Genomic DNA, 22,633 nt, shown 5'->3' with positions numbered 1-22,633 from the left:
GAGGTGCTCTCATGACCGTCGTCCCGATCGACCGCTCCGCAGTCCCCGGCCCCGGCTCCGCTTCCGACCACGACTCGATGAACTCCGTGCTCGGCAAGGTGCGGCCCATCCTGGAGGCGTTCACCGTCGACGACGACTCGCTGTCCCTCGCCGATCTCGTGCGCCGCACGGGCGTGGCGAAGGCGACCGTGCACCGGCTCTGCCAGGAGCTGGTCGTCTGGGGGCTGCTGGAGAGAGCGGGCTGCAACTACCGGCTGGGACTGCGGCTGTTCGAGATCGGCCAGCGGGTGCACCGGCAGCGGATCCTGCGCGAGGTGGCCCAGCCGTACATGGAGGATCTGCTGCTGGCCACCCGGGAGACGATCCACTTCGCGATCCACGACGGCCTCGACGTGGTGTACCTGGAGAAGATCCTGCCGCACCGGGGGCTGAGCGAGGAGTCCCGGGTGGCGGGCCGGCTGCCGCTGTACTGCACGGCCACCGGCAAGGCGATCCTCGCCTTCTCCCCCGGCGCGCTCTTCGGCGAGGTGGTCAGGAGCGGGCTGAAGCCGTTCACCCGGCACACGATCACCTCGCCGGGCCGGCTGCGCGGCCAGCTGGAGCGGATCCGGGAGCAGGGCGTCGCGACGGAGGCGGAGGAGGTGCGGCTCGGCTACACGAGCACGGCCGTGCCGGTCTTCGGCCGCGAGGACGTTCCGGCGGGCGCGCTGTCCATCACCGCGCCCACCTACCGCGTCGACGCGACCGCCCACGCCGGCGCGCTGCGCACCGCGGGCCTGGGGATCAGCCGAGCCCTGCGGTCGGCGCTGTGAACGCCGGCGGGGGGTCCGCGCTGGACGAGGTGCTGGCGCGGGCCCGCCGTCTCGTCGACCGCTGGGACCACGAGGACTGCGGCGCGATGACGGTCCGGGACTTCTGCCGGTACGCGGCGGCGCTGAACGACGACGAGTACGTCCGGTGGGCACGCGCCCGGGAGGCGGCCGGGGAGCCCGTCGAGGCGCCCCCGCTGTTCCTCGCGGGCACGATGAGCTGGGAGGACGGGCCGGTGGAAGGGGATCTGCGGCCGGACGGCCTGGCCGTGCGGGAGTCGCCGTGCACCCGGGGCCTGCCGGTGCGTCAGGTGCACGGCGGTCAGTCGGTGCGGCTGACGCGGGCACCGGTGGCCGGCACCCGGGTCACGGCGTCCCGGGCGGTGGTGTCCGCCCAGCGCAAGCACGGCCGCTCGGGCGCGTTCGTGCTCCTGGCGCTCACGACACGGTTCACGTCGGCGGACGGGAGCGAGCTGACGGCCGTGGACGAGACGATCGTCGTCCGCGAGGCCCTGGAGCCTCAGGCCCGGGGAGGCGCCGCGTGACGGCCCCGATCGCGGGTGAGGTCTGCGCCCCTCTGCGGTACACGCACAGCAGGGTGCAGCTGTTCCGGTTCAGCGCGGTGTCGTGGAACTCGCACCGCATCCACTACGACGCCGCCTTCGCGGTCTCGGAGGGGTTCCCGGACGTCGTCGTGCAGTCCACCCTCCACGGCGAGACGCTCGGTCGGCACGCACTGGCCTGGGCCGGCCCCGACGCCCGTCTCCTCGCCGTGAGTTGGCGCAATGCCGCGACCGCGACAGCCGGCGAACCGCTCACCTGGACGGCGACGGTCCGCTCGGTCACCGGCTCCGGCTCCGGCTCCGGCTCCGAAGTGGGGGTCCGGGTGTCGCTCGACGTGTCGATCGTCAAGGAGGACGGCACGCCGTGCGTCACGGGGACGGTGGAGCTGTCGGTCCGGTGAGCAGGACGTCGCGCTTACCGGTCCGGGCCCGTGCTGGGACCGTCGAGTCCTCGAGCTTTCCGCCCCTGGGAGGACGTCCATGCACACCGTCAGAACCGGCACCCCGCGTGCCCTGATCGCCGCCTGCGCGGCGCTGGTCCTCGCCTCCGCCTGTACCGCCGGGTCGACGGACTCGGCGTCCGTGGGGTCGGCCGGGCGGCCGACGGTCCGCGTCGCCCTGGGCGTCGACGCCTCGTACGCCCCGTTCTACCTGGCCGAGGAGCGCGGTCTGTTCGACAAGGCCGGGGTGGACGTCCAGCTCGTGCAGACGGAGGGCGGGCCGGCCGCCGCCCAGGCGGTGACGGCGGGCACCGCGCAGATCTCGGCCAACGCCGACTCCACCGCGCTGCCGCTGATGGTGACCAGCCCCGGCCTGCGGGCCCTGGGCGTCTTCCAGACGTCCGACCGCTACCTCAAGGTGGTCCTGCGCAACGGCGTCACCGAGCCTCGGCAGATCAGGACGATGGCGTCGATCCAGGGGCTCGGCCTCTACGCCACCCACACGTATCTGCGGCACCACGGCATCGACCCGAAGTCCGTGAAGATCCTGCAGAGTTCTCCGCCGGAGATCCCCGGGATGCTGAAGCGCGGTCTGATCGACGGGTACATCCTGTTCGAACCGTGGGCGGCCAAGGGCGCGGCCGACGGCGGGCACATCGCGGGCCGCATCGGCGACTTCGGCGTGCGGTACGCACAGTGGCTGCTCGCCGACCAGAACTGGCTGAAGGACAACGAGGACGTCGCCGGGAAGATCTTCAAGGTCGTGGCCGAGGCGGACAAGCTGGTCACCGAGGACCCGGCCGCCGCGGCGCAGGCGGCCGACCGGCAGGCCAAGCTCCCGGTGGCGCAGACCACTCAGGTGCTCCCGGAGATCAGTTTCGCCGCGCGCGGCATCGACGACTCCGACCTCGCCTCGTCCCGGAAGATCGTCGACTTCCTGCTCTCCCAGAAGCTGATCAAGAAGTCGCCCGACCTCGGAACCACCCTGCTCGAGGGCTGGTACGAGCAGCACGCGACCTGACGGCGCACGGCGGCGTGGGCGTGCGGGGCGCGCCGGGGGGCTTTCGCGGCGAGTATGGCTTTCTAGGCGTCCGTGCGAGTCGGCTGGGAGGCAGGCATGGCGGTGAACCGGATCGGCTTGGTCGTGCACGGTGGGCGCGCGGCGGCCGTGGACGCCGCGCGGGCCGTGCGGGCGTGGTGCGCCGAGAACGCCGTGGGGTGCGCGGACATCGACGTGTGGCGGGAAGGCGAGCGGCACAGCGCCCGGGAGGAGGTCGCCGCCGCGGGAGACCCGGATCTCGTCGTCACGCTGGGCGGCGACGGCACCTTCCTGCGCGGGGCCCGGCTGGCCGCCGAGCACGACGCCCTGGTCCTGGGGGTCGATCTCGGCCGGGTGGGTTTTCTGACGGAGGTGCCCGCCACGGCCGTCCGGGCGGCGTTGGACGCCGTGCGGGAGGAGCGGCTCACCGTCGAGAGCCGGATGCTGCTCACCATGCGGGCCTCCTGCCCGCTGCGGGTGCCGCCGGACGTGGCGGCGCTGTTGCGGTACGGCCGCGGGCCGCTGTTGCCGGCGCCGGCGGTGCGCCCCGACTGCGAGGTCGGTGACGACTGGGGCGTCGCCCTCGACGTCATCGCGCTGAACGACATCGTCGTGGAGAAGTTGTCCAGGGACCGGCAGGTGTCGGTCGGCGTCTATCTGGCGGGCCGGCTCCTGGCGTCCTACTCCGCCGACGCGCTGCTGGTGGCCACGCCGACGGGGTCGACCGCGTACAGCTTCGCCGCCGGCGGTCCCGTCGTCTCGCCCCGTGCGGAGGGTCTCGTGTTCACTCCGGTCGCCCCGCACATGACGTTCAACCGCTCGGTGGTGGCCGCCCCGGACGAACCCGTCGCGCTGCGGATCCTCGAACGGTCCGGCCAGGCCGCCGTCAGCGTCGACGGCCAGCTGCGGGGAGTGCTCGACCCGGGCGACTGGATCGGGGTGTACGCGGCTCCCCGGCGGCTTCGGGCGGTCCGGCTGGGTCCGACGGACTTCTACGGCAGGCTGCGCGAGCGCATGAATCTCACCGACGCCCCGGCCGCGATCGCCGACGGGGACGCCGCTCCGCTGTGGTCCGTGACGAGTCCTCCGCCGGGCGACCTCGCCCACCTCGCGCTGCCCTCGGGCCCGGACGGCGCGTCGAATCCCGGCGCGCACGGATGAGCCCGGGCCCCGCCGAGGACCCCGGGATCGAGCTGACCGGCGTCGGCAACGGGCCGCCGGTCTCGCGTCGGGAGTTCGACGCGCTCTTCGAGGCCGTGCGGACGTGGGGTCGCTGGACCCCGGCCGACCGCGGCGCCTGGAACCGGGTGACCGCAGATCACGTACGGCGGGCCACGGCGTGCGTTCGGTCGGGGACGGTCGTCCCGATGGCGCTGCCCTGGAACACCGAGCCCGGCCCCGACAACCGCAGGCCCGCCCTGCACCACATGACCGACCTCGGTGACGTGGAGGGCCCGGAGCCGACCGCCTACAAGGACTTCATCGCCGTCGACCACCACGGCAAGGCCGTCACCCATCTGGACGCACTGTGCCACATCGCCTACCGGGGGCGGCTCTACGACGGCCGGACCGCGCACGAGGTCGTGGACGCCGCGGGCGCCCGCTTCGGCGCGGTGTCGGCGCTCGGCCCCCTGGTCACGACGGGCGTGCTCCTCGACCTGCCGGCCGTCCTCGGCGTCCCGTGGCTGGAGCCGGGCCGGGCGGTGCACGCGCAGGACGTCATCGCCGTGGAGGAGGCGCTCGGGGTGACGATCGGCGAGGGCGACGCGGTGTTGCTGCGTTCCGGGCACGTCCGTCGCCGCACGGAACTCGGCGCCTGGGACTCCGGCGCGGGCAGCGCGGGCTTCCATGTGGACGCCGTGCCGCTGCTGGCGGAGCGGGGGATCGCGTTGCTCGGCGGCGACGGCGACAGCGATGTGCGGCCCTCGCCGGTGGCCGGCGTGCACTCGCCGGTGCACACCCTGGCCGTCGCCGCGCTGGGGGTGCCGCTGCTGGACAACCTGGACCTGGAGGCCCTCTCCGCCGCGACCGCCGAGGCGGGGCGCCACACGTTCCTGTTCGTCGTGTCGCCGTTGAACGTGCCGGGCGGCACGGGTTCGCCGGTCACCCCGGTCGCGGTTCTCTGACGGCTGCCCGGTGCCGGGCGTGAGGTGACGGCCGTGACTCGCGCCACCAATGACCGTATCCTCGGCAATGCCGGATTCCTCCGGAAAGTGGCTTATGGCAGAGGCGAGCGAGGCAGAGCGTGGTCCGGTCCGACAGCGAGCCGACACCGATACCGACAGCGACGGGACGTGCGACGGGCGGCACGGGACCCACGCGCTTCCGTGAGCGGTTTCTGCAGGGCGAGCCGGTCGACGCGGGCGTCCGCACGCCCATTCTGAGCTCGTGGCGGCGCAGCCGGGCCCTGGGCCTCTCGCCGGACCAGACCGACCTTCCCTTCCGGGAGGACTTCGATCCGGGCGGCCGGCTCGTCCGCGCCGCCGTGCCGGTGCTCGACCGGCTGCAGACCAGGTTCTCCGGCAGCGAGATGAACATCTCCCTCGCCGACGCGAGCGGCACCGTCCTGCTGCGTCGCTTCGGACAGTCGTCGCTGCTCAGAAAGCTGCCGGCGATCCAGACCGTGCCCGGATTCGTGTTCGCCGAGCAGGTCGCGGGCACCAACGGCATCGGCCTCGCCCTGGCCGAACGGCAGCTCATACGGGTCTACGGCGCCGAGCACTTCGCGGAGCGCTCCCAGCGGGGCGCCTGCATCGCGCTGCCGGTCCGCGACCCGCTCAGCGGGCGCATCGAGGGGATCCTCTGCTTCGGCTACCCGCTCAGCGCCGAGACCCCGGCGCTGACCGCCGTGATCCGCAAGGCGGCCCAGGCCACGGAGCGGCGGCTGCTGAGGCAGAGTTCCACGCGTGAGCGCGCTCTGCTGCAGGCGTATCTGGCGACCAGGACCGACGTGCCGGGCGCCGACGCCGCCGACGGGCTGGACCGCGTGCCGGCCCTCGATCTGCACCCTCGTGACCGGGCGATCCTCAAGGAGAAGGCCGCCGAGCTCATCTCGGGCGCCCAGCGGGCCGCCGTCGACGTCTCCCTGCCCGGCGGCCGACGCATCACGCTGGTGAGCCGTCCGATGACGAGCGCGTCCGGGGTGCAGGGCATCGCCATCGAGGCGCTGCTCCCCGGCTCCGTCCCGGGGGCGCCGCTGCTCGTCCCCCACAAGGTCGACGAGGTGCTGGGCTTCCCCACCGTCGAGGCCACCGCCGAGGCCACCGCCGAACCCGCTGCCGAGCTGGCTGCCGAGCCCGCCGTCCTCTCGGCGGCCCGATCGCGCCCACGACTCGCGGTCGCCGTGCGGACCGGGCGGACCGGGCGGACCGGGCGGCTGCCCGAGGCCGCGGAGCCGTCGCCCGCGGCCAGAGGGCTGGTGCTGCTGGGAGAGCCGCACGTGGGGACGTACGCCGTCGCCGCGCGCCGCCGCCTGGAGCTGCTGTCCGAGGCCAGCGCCCGGATGGGCACCACGCTGGACGTACGCCGCACCGCCGAGGAACTGGCCGAGACGGCGGTCCCGCGACTGGCCGACTTCGTGACCGTCGATCTGCCCGAGGCCGCGCTGCGCGGCGAGGAGTCCGCCGACCCCGTCGAGGACCTGCGCCGCGTCGTGGTCCACGGCATCCGCGACGGTCTGCCCTTCACTCCGGTCGGCAAGCGGATCGAGTTCGGCCCGACCGCGCCCCAGCTGCGGTGCCTGACCAGCGGACGGGCGGTGCTGGAGCCGGACCTGAAGGCCGCGGCGGGCTGGCTCGCCCAGGATCCCGAGCACACCGAGCAGCTGCTGGAGCATGTCCACTCCCTCATCGCCGTCCCCCTGGTCGCCCGTGGCGTCCTCCTGGGCATCGCCAGCTTCTACCGCGCAGGGGAGCCGTACGGGGACGACGACCGTTCGCTCGCCCAGGAACTCTCCACCCGGGCCGCCCTGTCCCTCGACAACGCCCGGCGCTACACCCACGAACGCGCCATGGTCCTGGCCCTGCAACGCCGACTGCTCCCGCACGGTCTGCCCGATCAGGACGCCGTCGAGGTCGCCCACCGCTATCTGCCCGCCGAATCCGACGTCGGCGGCGACTGGTACGACGTCATCCCGCTCTCGGGCAGCCGCATCGGCCTCCTCGTCGGCGACGTCGTCGGGCACGGCATGCTCTCCGCCGCCACCATGGGCCGGCTGCGCACCGCCGCGCGCAGCTACGCCGAACTCGACTTCCCGCCGGACGAGGTCCTCGTCCACCTCGACAACCTCGTGGGACGGCTGGACCGGGAGGACCCCGACGGCGAGGGCGTCGGCATCATCGGCGCGACCTGCCTCTACGCCGTCTACGACCCGACCACGCAGCGGTGCGTCATGGCCCGCGCCGGTCATCCGCCGCCCGCGCTGGTCAGCCCCGACGGCACCGTGTCCTATCCCGACCTGCCGGCCGGGCCGCCGCTCGGCCTCGGCGGGCTGCCCTTCGACGCCGTCGAGATCGACGTCCCGCAGGACAGTCAGCTGGTCCTCTACACCGACGGGCTCATCGAGGACCGGCACCGCGATGTCGACCTGGTCCTCGAACAGCTGCGCGAGGCCCTGGCCCAGCCGGGGCGCACCCCCGAGGAGACCTGCCAGGCGATCCTGGACACCGTGGCGCCCGCCCACCCCTGCGACGACATCGCCCTGCTCGTCGCCCGCACCCACGCGCTGGACCCCGCCCGGATCGCGACCTGGGAGCTGCCCGCCGACCCGGCCCAGGTCAGCGAAGTCCGGGCGGCCGCCATGCGCCAGCTGGCCGACTGGGGACTCGACGAGGCCTCGTTCGCCGCGGAGCTGATCCTGAGCGAGCTGGTGACCAACGCCGTCCGCCACGGCTCCGGGCCCATCCGGGTGCGGCTGCTGTACGACCGCGCCCTGATCTGCGAGGTCTCCGACGCCGCCAACACCGCCCCGCACCTGCGCCGGGCGGCCAGCACCGACGAGGGCGGACGGGGCCTGTTCCTCGTCGCGCAGCTGTCCCGGAGCTGGGGCACGCGCTACCTCGCGCAGGGCAAGGTCATCTGGGCCGAATGCGGGCTCGACGCGGCGTGAAGTGAATGTCTGAAATATCATGAATGATCCCTATAGGATCAGTTCATGCGTCCCTTCGCGTCGGAGCCCCTGGTCCGCGTCCGCGGGCTCCGCAAGCGCTTCGGCGGGACGATCGCGCTGGACGACGTCGATCTGGACGTCCACGCCGGCAGCACGCTCGCCCTGCTCGGGCCGAACGGCGCGGGGAAGTCGACGCTGATCAAGGTGCTGGCCGGCGTCCACCACGCCGACGCCGGGCGGATCACCGTGGCCGGACACCCGCTCGGCAGTCACGCCGCCTCCCGGACCATGTCCTTCATCCACCAGGACCTCGGTCTCGTGGAGTGGATGACGGTCGCCGAGAACATCGCCCTGAGCGCCGGCTATGCGCGCCGCGCCGGACTGATCTCCTGGCGGCGGACCCGCGAGCGCTGCGCCGACGCCCTGCGGGCCGTCGCCGGGCAGCTCGACCCCGACGCGCCGATCGCCGGGCTCGACCCGGCCGAGCGCTCGCTGGTCGCGATCGCCAGGGCACTCGCGGCCCGCGCGAAGCTCATCGTCCTCGACGAGCCGACCGCCCGCCTCCCGGCCGCCGACTGCGCCCGGCTGTTCGACGTCCTGCACGCCCTGCGCGTCCGGGGGCACGCCATCCTCTACGTGACCCACCGGCTGGACGAGGTGTACCGGGTCGCCGACTCCTTCGCCGTGCTGCGCGACGGCCGCCTCGTCAGCCACGGCCCGCTGGCGGGCCACAGCCCGGTCAGCCTGGTCCACGACATCGTCGGCGGAGGCGGAGGCGGAGACGGAGACAGAGACGCGGACGGGAACGGGGACGGGGACGGCGTGGAACCGACGGCTCACCGGTCCGCCATGACTCCGGCCGACGGACCGGCCCTCCTGGACCTCGACGGCGTACGGACCGTCGGCACGGGGCCGGTCGGCCTGGAGCTGCGGGCCCGGGAAGTCCTCGGCCTGGTCGGCCTCTCGGGGGCCGGACATCTGGAGCTGGGCCGGGCCCTCGCCGGGTCCGGGCCCCTCCTCGACGGGCGGTCCCTGCTCGGCGGACAGCCGTACCGCCCCCGTACGGTCGCGGAGGCCGTGGGCTTCGGAGTCGGCTTCGTGCCGGGCGACCGGGTGCGGGAGGGCTGCGCCGCCGGGCTGACCGTCCGGGAGAACCTGCTGGCCAATCCGCGTGCGGGAGGCCTGTCCGCGCTGCGCCCGCTCCTCCCCCGCCGCGAACGCGCCGAGGCCGCCGCCCTGATCGAACGGTTCTCGGTGCGCCCCCGCGACAGCGAGGCGCCCATCGCCATCCTGTCCGGCGGCAACCAGCAGAAGGTCATGCTCGGCCGGTGGCTGCGCGTGGACCTGCGGCTGCTGATCCTCGAGGAGCCGACCGCGAGTGTGGACGTCGGGGCGAAGGCCGCGATCCACCGCCTGCTCGACGAGGCGGTGGCCGCGGGCCTCGCGGTCCTGCTCGTCTCCACCGACTTCGAGGAGGTCGCGAGCGTGTGCCGACGCGCCCTGGTCTTCGTGCGCGGAGCCGTGACGTCCGAACTGAGCGGTACGGCCCTCACGGTCGCGGAACTCACCCGAGCGGCCTCGGCCATGCCGCCATCCGTGCCACCTTCCACTCCGCCGTCCGTGCCACCTTCCACTCCGCCGTCCGTGCCGCCGTCCGTGCCGCGTTCCACGCCACCGCCCGTGCCCCCTTCCGAACCTCCGGCGCACGCATGACGGCCTCGCGCGGGCGACCCGGGGCACATCGCCCCGGTGGGCAGCTCATCAGCGCCTACGGTCTGCTCGCTCTGACGGCCCTGCTCTTCCTGGTCTTCTCCCTCGCCCTGCCGCGCACCTTTCCCACGCTGGACACGGTCGACTCGATCCTCTACACCCAGTCGATCCCGGCCGTCCTCGCGCTCGCCGCCATGGTCCCGATCGTGACCGGCTCGTTCGACCTCTCCCTCGGCTACGCCCTCGGCCTGGCGCACGTCATGGTCATGCAGCTCATCGTGCACGCCGGGTGGCCCTGGCCGCTCGCCTGCCTCACGGTGATCGTCGGAGGGGCGGTCATGGGCGTCGTCAACGGCGTCATCGTCGTGTTCGGCCGGATCGACTCCTTCATCGCCACCCTCGGAACCGGCAGCATGCTCTACGCCGTGACCGGCTGGGTCACCGACGGCGGCCGGATCGTCCCCGGCCCGCAAGGCCTGCCGACCGCGTTCACCGATCTGTACGACTCCACGTTCCTCGGCCTGCCGGTCCCCGCCTTCTATGTGCTCGCCCTCGCGGTCGTGCTCTGGCTGATGCTGGAGCGACTGCCGCTCGGCCGGTACCTGTACGTCATCGGCTCGAACCCGCGCGCCGCCGACCTCGTCGGCATCCCGACCCGCAGATACACCGTCTACGCGTTCACCACGTCGGGGCTGATCGTCGGCTGCGCCGGCGTGCTGCTCGCGGCCGAGCAGCGGATCGGCAACCCGAGCGTCGGCCTCGACTATCTGCTGCCCGCGTTCGTCGGCGCGCTCCTCGGCGCCACGGCCATCAAGCCCGGCCGCCCCAACGCCTTCGGCACCGTGGTCGCCGTCGCGGTCCTCGCGGTGGGCCTCACCGGCATCGGCCAACTGGGCGCCGACTTCTGGACGGTCCCCCTGTTCTACGGCGGCACCCTCCTGGCCGCCGTCGGCCTGGCCGGCTACACGGCCCGCCACCGCCTGCGCAGAGGCCCGGAACCCGCGCCGGCACGGGAACCCGCCGACACGACGGGCCCTCCACCGTGACCGGGCGAACCCGGCGGGCCGCGCGTCGGGCCCGCGCGGGGTGTCGGGACCGCCGCCCGGTCGGCAGTCCGCGTTCGCGGCTCGTTGCGGGTGTCCTGGCGGCAGCGGCGACGGCAAGCCTCCTCGGTGGGTGCGAGCGCGGCTCGCCGGACGGGTCGGACGCGGCCTCGACAGGCGGTCCGGGCGGCTGTCCTGCCGTTCGCGGCAGGGCTCAGGCCGCCGTCGTCCGGGCGGAGCAGACCGACGTCCCCTGGAACGGTCCGACCACCGGGCCCACGGCGACATCCGGCAAGAGCCTCGTCTACGTGGCCCAGGCCATGATCAATCCCGGGGTCGCGGGGGCCGCGAAGGGGGTGCGGGAGGCCTCGCGGGCGATCGGATGGAACGTCCGGGTGATCGACGGCGGGGGAACGCCCGCGGGCATCCAGGCGGCCATGAGCGAGGCCGTGGCGCTCCGGCCGTCCGGCATCGTCATCGGCGGCTTCGACCCCGGCTCGACGTCACGGCAGGTCTCCCGGGCCGATGCCATGGGCATCCCGCTCATCGGCTGGCACGCGGTCGCCACACCGGGTCCCAGTCGGCGCCCCCCGCTCTTCACCAACGTCACCACGCGGGTCGAGGACGTGGCCGACATCAGCGCGCAGTGGATCATCGCGCACTCCGACGGCCACGCCGGGGTCGTGCTCATCACCGACGCCTCGATCCCGTTCGCCAAGCACAAGTCCGAACTGATCCGAGAGGAACTCGCCACCTGCTCGGGCGTGCGGCTGCTCTCGTACGAGAACATCCCGATCGCGGACGCGAGCAACCGCACCCGGTGGGAGATCTCCACCCTCCTCTCCCGGTTCCGAGGGAGGTGGACCCACTCCGTCGCCATCAACGACCTGTACTTCGCCGACGCCGCCCCCGCCTTCCGCGCGGCCGGCCGGAAGGGCTCCGGCCCGCCCTTCAACATCGGTGCGGGCGACGGCGACCCCTCGGCCTTCCAGCGCATCGACAGCAGGCAGTACCAGTCCGCCACGGTGCCCGAGCCACTGACCCTGCAGGGCTGGCAGATCGTCGACGAGTTCAACCGCGCCTTCTCCGGCCGGCCCGCCAGCGGGTATGTGGCCCCCGTCCACATCGCCACGGCCGAGAACAGCCAGGGCGCCACCTCCTGGGACCCGTCGGGCTACCAGGAGGCCTACCGGATGATCTGGGGCCGGTGACGCGTGGTCGGACGTGCGGATGCCCGGCTCGCGCGAGAGCCGTCGGTGTCCGGGATCTCGGTCGAGGGATCCGCTACACGTCGATGTGCGCTCCCATGATGACCGTGCGGTCGCGGGGCAGGCCGAAGTGCTCGGCGGCGTCGGCCGTGATGTAGGAGGTGGCGATGAACAGCCGCTTCCGCCAGGACGCCATGGTCGGCTCCGCTCCGCGCCGGAGCTTGATCTTCGAGACGAAGTACGACGCCTGGTCCAGCTCCAGCAGCCCCTCGGTCAGGGCCGGGTCGAGCGTCGCCAGTGCGGAGGGCACGTCCGGTGTCTCCAGGTAGCCGTACCGGGCGGTGACGTAGATGATCCCGTCGTCGCCGTAGCCGAGGGGGTCCACGCTCATCCGCCGGTCGGCCGGCACCCTGGGCACCGGCTCGGTCTCGAGGGAGAGGATCACGACCTGCTCGTGTCGCACATGGTTGTGCTCGACGTTGGCCCGCATGGCCAGCGGCGCCGTCTGTCTGCCCCGGTTGAGGAAGACGGCCGTGCCGGGCACCCGGAACGTCGGCGCCTCCCCGGTGCGCAGTCGGTCGATGAACTCGGGCAGCGGGCCTTCGTGCCGTACCCGCTCCTCGGTGACGATCGCGCGGCCGCGTTGCCAGGTGGTCATGACGGTGAACGCGGTGACGCCGATCAGCAGCGGCAACCAGGCCCCGTGGACGAGCTTGGTCAGGTTGGCCGCCACGAAGAGCAGGTCCACGAACAGCAGCACGCTCAGGCCGCCGGCGAGCAGCCACCGCGGCGTCGACCACTTGACGCGGGCGACGTAGAAGAACAGGAGGGTGGTGATCGTGATGGTCCCGGTCACCGCCATGCCGAACGCGTAGGCCAGCGCCGCGGAGCTGCGGAAGGCGAAGACGAGGGTGAGGACCGAGACCATCAGCAGCCAGTTGATCCACGGTACGTAGATCTGGCCGATGGTGGACTCGGAGGTGTGCTCGATCCGCAGCCTGGGCAGATAGCCGAGCCGGGCCGCCTGGGAGGCGACCGAGTAGGCCCCGGTGATCACCGCCTGGGAGGCGATCACCGTCGCGGCCGTGGCCAGCACGACCATGGGCCATCGTCCCCACTCGGGCACGAGCAGGAAGAACGGGCTGCTGACGTGCGCCTCGTCGCCCAGGATCAGGGCGCCCTGGCCCAGATAGCTGAGCATGCACGCGGGGAAGACGAGGAGCAGCCAGGCGCGGGTGATCGCCCGGCGCCCGAAGTGCCCCATGTCGGCGTAGAGCGCCTCGGCCCCGGTGACCGCGAGCACGACCGCGGCCAGCGCGAAGAACGCGGTGCCGAAGTGACCGGTCAGGAAGCCCAGCGCGTAGGACGGCGACAGCGCCTTGAGGATCTCCGGGTGGTCGACGATGCCGTCCACGCCGCAGGCGCCGATGGAGACGAACCAGAGGATCATCACCGGTCCGAACACCCTGCCGACGGCCGCGGTCCCTCTGCGCTGCACCAGGAACAGCGCCACGATGATCACTACGGTGATCGGGACGACCGCGTCGTCCATGGACGGCTCGACGACCTTGAGCCCCTCGACCGCGGACAGGACCGAGATCGCCGGGGTGATCATGCTGTCTCCGAAGAACAGCGACGCGCCGAAGATGCCCAGCGCCGCGAGGAAGGCGGCGGCCCGCCGTCCGCGCTGTTCGCTCTGCCGCCTCAGCAGCGTGATCAGCGCCATGATGCCGCCCTCGCCGTCGTTGTCGGCGCGCATCGCCAGCAGGACGTAGGTGACCATGACGATGATCATCACTGACCAGAACACGAGGGACACCACGCCGTACACGTTCGCCGTGCTGACCGGGACGGGGTGCGGGTCGTTCGGGTTGAACACGGTCTGGAGGGTGTAGATCGGGCTGGTCCCGATGTCACCGAACACGACGCCGAGGGCGCCGATCACCACCGCGAGGCGGACGGCGTCCCGCGCGCTCGGCCCGCCGGCCGACTCCGATCTCGGCACCGAACCGTCGTCCGGCCCGGTCGGGTGCTGACGATCGCTCACAGCAACCCTCCTCCACCGGGGTCGACGCGCCGTGCGGTCGACGCGACGTGCGGGACGAGTCGATCCCATCACGCAACCATCGACACAGCCACTCGCACATTTCGTGACAGCGCCCGGCCGACTACGGCCCCACGTCGCGGCTGCGGATGTCCTCCAGGGACACCCCTCCGCCGGCTCCGTCGGGCGGAAGCTGACCTTCCGGGCGGCCGGGAACGGCACCCTGCAACTGGGCGCGAACGACGTCGCCGGCCTCTGCTCCCAGGACAACCGGGGTTCGATGACCGTGCAGGTGACCGTCACGCACCGACCTTGACCACCCGACGCCCCCTTGAGGCATCGAGGCGCGTTACGCCGTTCGGCGGTGCCCCGCGCGCCCGGGCCGACCATGGGTGAAACGTTGCGGCTGTAGGGGCTGCTGGACCGGCCCTTGTCGCAGCCCCGCGTCCCATGGGGCGAAACGGACCCTGCGGGCGGTAGGGGCAAGGGGTGAGCGATGACCGACAGCTCCCAGGCCACGCTGGTCGGCAGCGCCCGCGGGCGAGCGGCGCCGACGGCCGAGGGCGCTCGGTGGCCGGTTCGCGGCACGGTGTGGCTCGCCTTCGTCGCAGGCGCCTTCACCCTGGCCCAACTCCTCCTCGTCCGGCCGGGGATGGGCCTCGGCTGGGACGAGACGGTCTATGTCAGCCAGGTCAGCCCGCACGTGCCGGCCGCGTTCTTCAGCGCCCCGCGCGCCCGTGGCGTCCCGCTGCTGGTGGCGCCGATCGCCGCGTGGTCGTCGTCCACCGAACTGCTGCGGGTCTACCTGGCGGCCCTGTCCGGCCTGACGCTCTTCCTGGCGCTGCACGCCTGGCGGGGCGTCTTCCCGATCCGCGTCCTCGCGACCGCGGGCGGCCTGTTCGCCACGTTGTGGGTGACGCTGTTCTACGGCCCGCAGGCCATGCCCAACTACTGGGTCGCCGTCGCCGCCCTGGCCGGCACCGGGTACTTCCTGCGCGCCCAGGCCGACCGGCACGACCGCACGGCCCTGTGGGGCGTGGGCCTGAGCGCCGCCGTGATGGCCTGGATGCGCCCCACGGACGCACTCTGGACGACCCTGCCGCTGCTCGTCCTGCTCGTGTGCGTTCCGAAGTGGCGGCGGCTTGCGCTGCTACTGGCACTGGCCGGCGGCCTGGTCGCCGGGGCCGCCCAGTGGGTCGTCGAGGCATACGTCTCCTACGGCGGCCTGGCGCAGCGGCTGTCGGACGGCTCCCGCATCCAGGGCGGCCTGGGCTGGAACATCGCCGTCGCGGACCAACTGCGCAGCATGGACGGACGTACCCTGTGCCGCCCATGCACAGGCGACCTGCCCCACCCGACGGTGACGCTGTGGTGGTACGCCCTCCCGCTGCTCGCCGCCCTCGCACTCGTGGTCGCCGTCCGGGCCCGCCGCACGGCCGCCACGCTGGTGCCGCTGGCCTGCGCCGCGACGGCGGCCTTCCCCTACCTCTTCCTCATCGGATACGCCGCGCCCCGCTTCCTGTTGCCCGCCTACGCGCTGCTCGCCGTGCCGATCGCCGACCTGCTCGTCCGCCTGGTCACGACGCGGGGCCGGGTCCGGCGGACGGTCGCGGTGATCTGCGTGACGGTGGCGCTGGCCGGGCATCTCGCCGTGCAGTTCGCCGTGCTGGACCGCACGGTACGGCGGACCACGGCCGCCCACCACAACTGGACCCACGTCGCCGCCGGCCTGCACCGGCTCGGCATCCGGCCGCCCTGTCTGCTCACCGGGCACTTCAACGTCCCGATCGCCTTCTACGCGGGCTGTTCCTCCGTGGCGACCGTCGGCCACAACGCCAACACCACGGCGGCGACCCTGCTGCGCACCGCGCGCCACACCCCGGTCGCCGTACTGGCGAAGGGGGACGCCGGCCCGCCTGCGTACGCCCGCGCCTGGCCCTGGCACGAGGTGGCTGGCTGGCGGGTGTACGTGACACCGACCGCCTCGCGGACAGCGGCGCCCTGAGCGTCCGTCAGACGGAGCGGCTCACGGCTCCGCACGCTCACACCACTCACGGCACTCACGGCACTCACGGCACTCACGGCCCTCACGGCCCTCACGGCACGGTGATCACAGCCTTGCCGCGGGCGTGGCCCCGCTCCACATGGCGCACGCCTTCGGCGGTGTCGGCCAGGGGGTAGGCCCGGTCGACCACCGGGGTGAGCGTGCCGGCCTCGATGAGTGCGGTGACGGCGAGCAGGTCCTCCTGGGTGGGCCCGGCCGGGGCCGACGGAAGGATCGGGCGGAGCCGCTGCCGGGCGAACGCGTCGGCCGCGACCAGCCGCAGCATGGAGCCCACGGCTCCGAAGACATGGCCGGGCGAGCCGCCGCCGTTGGCCACCAGGGTCCCGCTCGGGGCGAGCGCCCGGCGCAGCCGGCTCAGCGGGCGGTTGCCGACGTTGTCCAGGATGACGTCGTAGGGCACGCGGCCGTCGGTGAAGTCCTCCTGGGCGTAGTCGACGACGTGCGCGGCGCCCAGTGCGGCCACCAGGTCGGCGTTGCGGGCGCTGCACACGCCGGTGACCTCCGCGCCGAGGGCCGCGGCGATCTGCACGGCGAACGTGCCGACGCCACCGGCGGCCCCGTTGACCAGCACTCGCTGTCCGGCCTGCGTCCGCCCCACGGTCCGGATGCCGCGCAGGGCGGTCACCGCCCCCATCGGCACGGCCGCGGCCTGCTCGAAGGTCAGACCGGCGGGCTTGGGCACCAGCAGGTCCGCGGTGGTGAGCGCGTACTCGGCGAAGGAGCCCGGGCAGAAGCCCAGCACCTCGTCGCCCGGCGCGAGCCCGCGTACGTCGGCGCCGACCGCCTCCACCCGTCCGGCCGCGTCGATGCCGGCCACCCGGCACCTGGGCCGGGTCAACCCCACGCCGCCCATCAGCCGTGCCACATACGGGTCGCCGCGCAGCATGTGCCAGTCGTAGGGGTTGAGGGCGGCGGCATGCACCCGTACCAGCACCTGGCCGGCCCCGGGCTTCGGCCGGTCGGTGTCCGCGAGCCGCAGTGTGTCCGGCGGACCGAACCGCTCCTGAACGATCGCCTTCATCAGGTCTCGTCTCCCCTGCCACCTCGTGATCGCGACTGGAGGTGTACGGCGTACACCCTCAGTCGCACGGTAGGTGTACGCCGTACACCCGTCAAGGGGCGAAGCGGGAAGAGGGCAGAACCAGGAAAACCGAGCGACTGGATCAGATCGCGCGCTGGAGCCGTTCGAGGCCGTCCAGGGTCAGGTCCAGCGCGAACTCGAACTCGAACTGGTCGTCGCAGCCCGAGCCGACCACGGACTCCTCGTCATGGGCGACCGCCATGGCCAGTTCCGTGATGTGGGGATAGCGCGCGGCCATCTCCTCGGGCGGCAACGCGTCCGGATCCGGCTCGCGGTCGGAGCTGTCCTCGAACAACTCCTGGGAGAAGCCCAGCAGACGGCTCCCCATGACGTGCATCGCGTGATGGACCAGGTCGAGCGAGAACCCCCCGGCCCGGAAGATCCCGATCATCGAGTCCAGATACGCCATGAGCGCGGGCGTCGGGGCGGACCGCGCCTTCATCCGCGACTCGATGACCTCGGGCGCCCACGGGTGGCGCAGCAGCATGCGGCGGGCCGACAGCACCCGCAGTCGGACGGCGGTCTTCCAGTCGGCGTCACCGGCCGGCGGGTCGATCTCGCCGACGAGGACGTCGATCATGCCGTCCAGCAGCTCGTTCTTGTTCGCCACGTGCTTGTACAGCGCCATGGGCACGACACCCAGCGCCTGCGCGATCCTGCGCATGCTGAGCGCGTCGACTCCGCCTTCGTCGGCCAGGGCGACGGCGGCACTCAGCACCCGCTGCCTGCTCAACGGCGCGCGGGGCTGCGCGGCGGTGCCGACCTGCGTGGCTATCTCCACCATCCCCTTCCGTGCGGGCAGGCCCCGGAGCCGACCCTCGTTCCCGTCGACGAAGGTACCGACGAAGGTACAACGTCCGTGGCCACCGATGAGTTCGGCGCCTCGCGTCGGTCATATGGGGGACGGAGCCGATGCAGCCGGAGCCGTCCCGGGTGCCGTTGTCAGTGCCCCCGGCTAATGTCCGCAGAACCGACCCGCTGCCTCTTTCAGGAGGATTCCATGGCTTCGCGACTCAACCCCTACATCACCTTCGCCGGCGAGGCCCGGCAGGCGCTGGAGCGCTACAAGGAGGTCTTCGGCGGCACCCTGTCGCTGAACACCTACGGCGACTTCGGCCAGGCCGAGGCCCCGGGCTCGGCCGGCGCGGACAAGATTATGCACGGCATGCTGGAGACCCCGAGCGGCTTCACCCTGATGGCCGCGGACACCCCGCCCGGCATGGACTTCACCGTCGGCACCAACTTCTCCGTGAGCCTGAGCGGGGACGACGACGCCGAGCTGCGCGGCTACTGGGACAAGCTGTCCGCCGACGGCACGGTGTCGGTGCCGCTGGACAAGCAGATGTGGGGCGACGTGTTCGGCATGTGTACGGACCGCTTCGGCATCACATGGATGGTCAACATCACCGCGGCACAGGGCTGACACCGAAGCCGGGTACGAGACGCAGTGCCTCACCCCGGGCGGCGTCCCTCGATCGAGGCGGCGACGAGTTCCTCCGCGACCCAGCGTGCGACGTCGTCGGGGTAGGGCGCGGCCAGTCCGAGGACGATGTGCCGGAAACCGGCGTCGATCGCTTCGGCGATGGCGTGCCGGGTCGCGCCGGGGTCGTCATAGGAGACCTGGAGCACGATCGAACGCGTGATGGCGGCGGGATCGCGCCCGATCTCGGCGCAGTACCGGTCCAGCAGTGCGCTGCGCTCGACGGCGTCGGCGATGTCGCCGCCCGGGATGTTCCACAGGTCGGCGTGCTCGGCGACCACCCGCAGCGTCGAGGCGGCGCGTCCGCCGATGAGGATCGGCGGGTGGGGCCGTTGGACCGGTTTGGGGTTGCCGAAGGCGCCGGTCAGCTGAACCTGGGTGCCGTGGAAGTCGAACGGCTCGGTCTCGGTCCAGAGCCGCCGGATCACCGTGCACGCCTCGGCGAGGCCGTTCACCGCCTGGGCGGTGTCGTGGAAGGGCAGACCGTGGGCGGCGTACTCGCGCCGGGCCATGGGGTGGCTGGGGCGTGAGCCGACGCCGATGCCGAAGTCGAGGCGTCCGCCGGAGACGACGTCGACGGTCGTGGCGATCTTGGCCAGCATCGCCGGCGGCCGGAAGCGATTGCTGGTCACCATCACGCCCAGACGCAGCCGTCGGGTGTGGGCGGCCAGGGCGGAGAGCAGCGTCCAGCCTTCGTAGGTCACGCCGTCGGGGTCGCCGCCGATCGGCATGAGGTGATCGAACAGCCATGCGTGCTCGATCTCCGGGAGGGTGTCGGCCTCACGCCAGACCCGCAGGATGTCGTCGTAGTCGACCTGCGAGGGAGCGGTCATGATGCCGAATCGGGGGGTGGGGGATTGCGCCATGGAACCGTGAGCCGTCACTTGCTCTCCAGCTTCCCCAGCGGGTGACCGTCGCCCTCGAGTGCGACGGTCGCCGCCTTCCAGGAGGTGTCCCCGGGGTGGAGGACGCTGCGCAGGTAAGCGGTGCTGAGCTGCTGGATCAGGGCGACGCGGGCGGGACTCTCGTCGGTCGTCTCGGCGACCTCGTAGCCGGGGATGCCGCCGAGCGAGTGCTCCGCGCCGAACAGGGTGAGCAGGCTCTTGTCGCCCGGGCTGTGGGTGTAGGGGTCGGTGAACCAGTCCGGTCCGCGGGTGGACAGCTGGGACCGGTCGTTGTCCCCGGCGACGATGAGAGCAGGCGGGGTCATGGCGTCGAAGGACGGCCTCAGGAAGGGGAGATGCTCGGCGGCGAACGGGGTGAGGTCGTCGCCCAGGCCGGTCAGGGCGAGCAGCACGCCCGCCTTGACGCGAGGGTCGGACATGTCCTCGCCGGGCGCGCCGGCGGAGTCGAGGACCCGCGCGCCGAGCAGTGCGCTCGCCGTCTGAGCGCCCCAGGAGTGGCCGGCCACCGCGATGCGATCGCGGTCGATCCGCCCGCCGAGGCCCGGCACGGAGGCTTCCAGCACGTCGAGTCCGTCCAGCACGCGCGTGAGGTCCTCGATCCGGATGCGCCAGATCCGCGGTGTACGGGGGTCCTCGGCGGGGATGCCGAGCGTCCGGGAGTCGAGGTGGGTGGGCTGGACGACCACGAAGCCGTGCGCGGCCCAGTGGTCCGCCAGCGGGGCATAGCCGTTCATCGACCAGCCGAAGCCGTGCGAGAAGACGATGACGGGCAGGTCGGCGCCGGCGGCGGGGGCGGCGGGGGCGGACACGCGGACCTGGAGGTCCTCGCCCCGGCCCGGGGCGGACAGCACGACGGGCTTCGCGGAGATCACGGTGGTCGAGCTGGTCGAGCTGATCGAGGCGGTCGAGCTGGTCGAGGCGGTCGAGCTGGTCGAGGCGGTCGAGCTGGTCGAGGCGGTCGAGCTGGTCGAGGTGGTCGAGGTGGTCGGAGCGGTTGATCCGGACATGGATGTGCCTTCCGTACGGCTTCTTCGGTTTCTTCGGTTTCTTCGGTTTCTTCGGCTGTTTCGGCGTCTTCGAGTCCTGGTTCGGCGGGCCCGGCGGCGAGGCGCGCCGCAGGCCGGGCCGGGTGGACGCGGGTGGCATGTGATGGCATGACGGCATGGCCGCCGGTCCCCCGGTCTGCCATCATGAGCAAACCGGAACCTTGCTCCGCTTACGATACGGAACACTGTTCCGCTTCGCAAGGTTCAGCCATGGAAGCCACAGCAGCCATGGAAGTCACGGAAGTCACGGAAGGAGAGCCGCGGTGGACGACAGCGGCCAGAAGGCGGGCAGCGCGGCCGGGTCCAAGCGCAAGGACGCCCGGCGCAATCAGCAGACCCTGCTGGACGCGGCCGCCGCGGTGTTCGTCACCTCGGGTGTGGAGGCGCCGGTGCGCGACATCGCGGCCGAGGCCGGCGTCGGGATGGGCACGATCTACCGCCACTTCCCCACCCGGGCGGATCTCGTCATCGCCGTCTACCGCCATCAGGTGGAGGCCTGCGCCGAGGCGGGCCCGGCTCTGCTCGCGGCCGGCCCGACACCGCACGCGGCCCTCGGCAAGTGGGTCGACCTCTTCGTCGACTTCCTGGTCACCAAGCACGGACTGGCAGCCGCGATGCAGACGGACAACGCCGGCTTCGAGGCGCTGCACACCTACTTCCTCGACCGCCTCCTGCCGGTGTGCACCCAACTCCTCGACGCCGCCGCCGATTCCGGCGAGATCCGCGCCGACCTGGATGCCTACCAACTCATGCGCGGCGTCGGAAACCTCTGCATCGGCGCCGACAGCGACTCGCGCTACGACGCACGCCGACTGGTCGCGTTCCTCGTCGCGGGCCTGCGCCGGCCCGCCGCCTGACCCCTTCGAGTCACCCGCGACACCCCCGGGCCACCCTCCAGCCCCACAGCGCCCCCACGAAAGAGACATGAGGGGTTCACATCTTGTCCACATCCGACGCGTTGGGGGGAAAGGATTCGGCCATTGACTCTGCACGCGCGCCTCGATCACGAAGCCGCTTGCGGAGAAACGTTTCCTTTGGGGGGAGCAGTGACGTCCGTACTGGACGCTGCCGATGAACCGGAGCCCGATAGATCCGGCTTGTCGGGAAAGTTGGACCCACCCGTGCCACGGCAACTGCACACGGCCCGGGGGCTCGGTGACCGGATCTTCCGGTTCCAGCTGACGGCCACCGGGGTCGTCGTCCTCGGCATCATGGCGGCGGTCGGACTGTTCCTGCTGCTGAGGGCCGGTCAGGCGCTGCGTGCGCGGGGGTTCGGGTTCCTCACCACCGCCCAATGGCAGCCGGACGTCCACAACTTCGGCATCGCGGCCGTCCTCACCGGCACCCTGCTGATCGCGGCCGTCGCGGTGACGATCTCCGTGCCGCTGGCCGTCGGGACCGCGTTGTTCATCTCCGACGTCGCCCCGCGCGGCCTGCGCCGCACCCTCGTCACGCTCGTCGACCTGATGGCGGCCGTCCCGTCGGTGGTGTACGGGCTGTGGGGGCTGTTCTTCCTCCAGCAGCATGTGATCGGACTGTCGCGGTGGCTGTCCACCTGGTTCGGCTGGATCCCGCTGTTCGCGGTCGACGGCGCCGATCCCGGCGAACCTCTCGCGTCCGAGAGCGTGTACACCGCGTCCGCGTTCGTCGCCGGGATCGTCGTCGCGCTGATGGTCGCGCCGATCCAGTGCTCGGTGATGCGCGAGGTGTTCGCGCAGGCCCCGGCCGGCGAACGGGAGGGCGCGTACGCGCTGGGCGCCACCCGCTGGGGGATGATCCGCTCGGTCGTCCTGCCGTACGGCAAGGGCGGCATCATCGGCGGCACGATGCTGGGGCTCGGGCGGGCGCTCGGCGAGACGATCGCCGTCTATCTGATCATCTCGCCGGTCTTCCTCATCCAGCCGCACATCCTGCAGACCGGCTCCAACTCGGTCTCCTCCCTCATCGCCCTGCACTACGGCGACGCCTCCGACTTCGGCATGTCGGCGCTGATGGCAGCGGGCCTGGCGCTGTTCCTGCTCACCCTGGCGGTCAACTTCACCGCCTCCTCCATCGTGGCCCGCTCCCGGTCCGGCGCGCAGAGCGAGGCATGA

General features: G+C 72.4%; 21 protein-coding genes. 16 read left to right on the top strand and 5 right to left on the bottom strand.

Going from position 1 to position 22,633, the window contains the following annotated elements; translation table 11 throughout:
• Positions 1–11 precede the first annotated feature (11 nt).
• The 10 genes from ACWD4O_RS24675 (at position 12) to ACWD4O_RS24630 (ending at position 11,922) form a co-directional block, all read left to right on the top strand.
• Entirely contained in the window at positions 12–812 is an 801-nt protein-coding gene (locus tag ACWD4O_RS24675; protein WP_451282871.1) for an IclR family transcriptional regulator, read from the top strand.
• The gene (locus tag ACWD4O_RS24670; protein WP_451282870.1) at positions 809–1,354 is read left to right on the top strand and encodes an FAS1-like dehydratase domain-containing protein; all 546 of its coding nucleotides are present in this window, start codon (positions 809–811) and stop codon (positions 1,352–1,354) included. Before ACWD4O_RS24675 ends, ACWD4O_RS24670 begins: the two co-directional genes overlap by 4 nt.
• Positions 1,351–1,773 (top strand): acyl dehydratase, encoded by a 423-nt coding sequence (locus ACWD4O_RS24665; protein ID WP_451282869.1) that lies wholly within the window; start codon positions 1,351–1,353, stop codon positions 1,771–1,773. The genes ACWD4O_RS24670 and ACWD4O_RS24665 overlap by 4 nt, the downstream gene beginning before the upstream one ends.
• Before the next feature lie 79 nt (positions 1,774–1,852).
• The gene (locus ACWD4O_RS24660; protein ID WP_451282867.1) at positions 1,853–2,833 is read left to right on the top strand and encodes an ABC transporter substrate-binding protein; all 981 of its coding nucleotides are present in this window, start codon (positions 1,853–1,855) and stop codon (positions 2,831–2,833) included.
• Between the two features lie 96 nt (positions 2,834–2,929).
• A complete protein-coding gene (locus ACWD4O_RS24655) occupies positions 2,930–4,012 on the top strand; it encodes an NAD(+)/NADH kinase (protein WP_451282865.1) in 1,083 nt (360 codons plus the stop codon).
• Positions 4,009–4,977, top strand: a complete 969-nt coding sequence (locus tag ACWD4O_RS24650; RefSeq protein ID WP_451282863.1) for a cyclase family protein — start codon at positions 4,009–4,011, stop codon at positions 4,975–4,977. The genes ACWD4O_RS24655 and ACWD4O_RS24650 overlap by 4 nt, the downstream gene beginning before the upstream one ends.
• A 119-nt stretch (positions 4,978–5,096) precedes the next feature.
• A complete protein-coding gene (locus tag ACWD4O_RS24645) occupies positions 5,097–7,958 on the top strand; it encodes a SpoIIE family protein phosphatase (RefSeq protein ID WP_451282861.1) in 2,862 nt (953 codons plus the stop codon).
• A 45-nt stretch (positions 7,959–8,003) separates the two neighbouring features.
• A complete protein-coding gene (locus ACWD4O_RS24640) occupies positions 8,004–9,671 on the top strand; it encodes a sugar ABC transporter ATP-binding protein (RefSeq protein ID WP_451282859.1) in 1,668 nt (555 codons plus the stop codon).
• Positions 9,668–10,714: an ABC transporter permease gene (locus tag ACWD4O_RS24635; protein WP_451282857.1), complete on the top strand. Its 1,047-nt coding sequence runs from the start codon at positions 9,668–9,670 to the stop codon at positions 10,712–10,714. The genes ACWD4O_RS24640 and ACWD4O_RS24635 overlap by 4 nt, the downstream gene beginning before the upstream one ends.
• A gap of 95 nt (positions 10,715–10,809) precedes the next feature.
• Positions 10,810–11,922 (top strand): substrate-binding domain-containing protein, encoded by a 1,113-nt coding sequence (locus ACWD4O_RS24630; protein ID WP_451282952.1) that lies wholly within the window; start codon positions 10,810–10,812, stop codon positions 11,920–11,922.
• Positions 11,923–11,995: 73 nt separating this feature from the next.
• Here the strand turns inward: ACWD4O_RS24630 and ACWD4O_RS24625 are convergent, their stop codons facing one another.
• Positions 11,996–13,966: a potassium transporter Kup gene (locus ACWD4O_RS24625; protein WP_451282856.1), complete on the bottom strand. Its 1,971-nt coding sequence runs from the start codon at positions 13,964–13,966 to the stop codon at positions 11,996–11,998.
• A 103-nt stretch (positions 13,967–14,069) separates the two neighbouring features.
• Here ACWD4O_RS24625 and ACWD4O_RS24620 point away from each other — a divergent pair, with 103 nt between their 5' ends.
• Together ACWD4O_RS24620 and ACWD4O_RS24615 are read left to right on the top strand one after the other, a co-directional pair.
• Positions 14,070–14,279, top strand: coding sequence for a hypothetical protein (locus ACWD4O_RS24620; RefSeq protein WP_451282854.1), 210 nt, complete (start codon positions 14,070–14,072; stop codon positions 14,277–14,279).
• A 180-nt stretch (positions 14,280–14,459) separates the two neighbouring features.
• Positions 14,460–15,968 (top strand): hypothetical protein, encoded by a 1,509-nt coding sequence (locus ACWD4O_RS24615; protein ID WP_451282852.1) that lies wholly within the window; start codon positions 14,460–14,462, stop codon positions 15,966–15,968.
• A 91-nt stretch (positions 15,969–16,059) separates the two neighbouring features.
• On the opposite strand, the gene ACWD4O_RS24610 is transcribed toward ACWD4O_RS24615, so the two are convergent.
• Positions 16,060–17,049: an NAD(P)-dependent alcohol dehydrogenase gene (locus ACWD4O_RS24610; protein WP_451282850.1), complete on the bottom strand. Its 990-nt coding sequence runs from the start codon at positions 17,047–17,049 to the stop codon at positions 16,060–16,062.
• A gap of 142 nt (positions 17,050–17,191) precedes the next feature.
• Positions 17,192–17,893, bottom strand: coding sequence for a TetR/AcrR family transcriptional regulator (locus ACWD4O_RS24605; RefSeq protein ID WP_451282849.1), 702 nt, complete (start codon positions 17,891–17,893; stop codon positions 17,192–17,194).
• Between the two features lie 216 nt (positions 17,894–18,109).
• On the opposite strand from ACWD4O_RS24605, the gene ACWD4O_RS24600 reads away from it, so the two are divergent.
• Positions 18,110–18,532, top strand: coding sequence for a VOC family protein (locus ACWD4O_RS24600; RefSeq protein WP_451282847.1), 423 nt, complete (start codon positions 18,110–18,112; stop codon positions 18,530–18,532).
• A 29-nt stretch (positions 18,533–18,561) separates the two neighbouring features.
• Here ACWD4O_RS24600 and ACWD4O_RS24595 read toward each other — a convergent pair whose 3' ends face one another.
• Both ACWD4O_RS24595 and ACWD4O_RS24590 read right to left on the bottom strand, forming a co-directional pair.
• Positions 18,562–19,455, bottom strand: coding sequence for an LLM class flavin-dependent oxidoreductase (locus ACWD4O_RS24595; RefSeq protein WP_451282846.1), 894 nt, complete (start codon positions 19,453–19,455; stop codon positions 18,562–18,564).
• Positions 19,456–19,469: 14 nt separating this feature from the next.
• Positions 19,470–20,366: an alpha/beta hydrolase family protein gene (locus tag ACWD4O_RS24590; protein ID WP_451282844.1), complete on the bottom strand. Its 897-nt coding sequence runs from the start codon at positions 20,364–20,366 to the stop codon at positions 19,470–19,472.
• Between the two features lies 1 nt (position 20,367).
• Between ACWD4O_RS24590 and ACWD4O_RS24585 the strand changes: the two genes are divergently transcribed.
• The 3 genes from ACWD4O_RS24585 (at position 20,368) to pstC (ending at position 22,633) form a co-directional block, all read left to right on the top strand.
• On the top strand, positions 20,368–20,652 hold the full coding sequence (locus ACWD4O_RS24585; RefSeq protein ID WP_451282842.1) for a hypothetical protein: 285 nt from the start codon (positions 20,368–20,370) through the stop codon (positions 20,650–20,652).
• 151 nt (positions 20,653–20,803) lie between these two features.
• Positions 20,804–21,397 (top strand): TetR/AcrR family transcriptional regulator, encoded by a 594-nt coding sequence (locus ACWD4O_RS24580; RefSeq protein ID WP_451282840.1) that lies wholly within the window; start codon positions 20,804–20,806, stop codon positions 21,395–21,397.
• Between the two features lie 264 nt (positions 21,398–21,661).
• Positions 21,662–22,633, top strand: coding sequence for a phosphate ABC transporter permease subunit PstC (gene pstC / locus ACWD4O_RS24575; RefSeq protein ID WP_451282838.1), 972 nt, complete (start codon positions 21,662–21,664; stop codon positions 22,631–22,633).

The organism is Streptomyces sp. NPDC002623, from assembly GCF_053592635.1.
The sequence above is the reverse complement of the archived record's forward strand: the minus strand, read 5'-3'. Positions and strand labels throughout refer to the sequence as shown.

Excerpts from the sequence above, each read along its gene's own strand:
- ACWD4O_RS24675 (WP_451282871.1), top strand. The coding sequence starts at position 12 with ATGACCGTCGTCCCGATCGACCGCTCCGCAGTCCCCGGCCCCGGCTCC.
- ACWD4O_RS24660 (WP_451282867.1), top strand. The coding sequence starts at position 1,853 with ATGCACACCGTCAGAACCGGCACCCCGCGTGCCCTGATCGCCGCCTGC.
- ACWD4O_RS24655 (WP_451282865.1), top strand. The coding sequence starts at position 2,930 with ATGGCGGTGAACCGGATCGGCTTGGTCGTGCACGGTGGGCGCGCGGCG.
- ACWD4O_RS24650 (WP_451282863.1), top strand. The coding sequence starts at position 4,009 with ATGAGCCCGGGCCCCGCCGAGGACCCCGGGATCGAGCTGACCGGCGTC.
- ACWD4O_RS24640 (WP_451282859.1), top strand. The coding sequence starts at position 8,004 with ATGCGTCCCTTCGCGTCGGAGCCCCTGGTCCGCGTCCGCGGGCTCCGC.
- ACWD4O_RS24635 (WP_451282857.1), top strand. The coding sequence starts at position 9,668 with ATGACGGCCTCGCGCGGGCGACCCGGGGCACATCGCCCCGGTGGGCAG.
- ACWD4O_RS24615 (WP_451282852.1), top strand. The coding sequence starts at position 14,460 with ATGACCGACAGCTCCCAGGCCACGCTGGTCGGCAGCGCCCGCGGGCGA.
- ACWD4O_RS24610 (WP_451282850.1), bottom strand. The coding sequence starts at position 17,049 with ATGAAGGCGATCGTTCAGGAGCGGTTCGGTCCGCCGGACACACTGCGG.
- ACWD4O_RS24605 (WP_451282849.1), bottom strand. The coding sequence starts at position 17,893 with ATGGTGGAGATAGCCACGCAGGTCGGCACCGCCGCGCAGCCCCGCGCG.
- ACWD4O_RS24600 (WP_451282847.1), top strand. The coding sequence starts at position 18,110 with ATGGCTTCGCGACTCAACCCCTACATCACCTTCGCCGGCGAGGCCCGG.
- ACWD4O_RS24595 (WP_451282846.1), bottom strand. The coding sequence starts at position 19,455 with ATGGCGCAATCCCCCACCCCCCGATTCGGCATCATGACCGCTCCCTCG.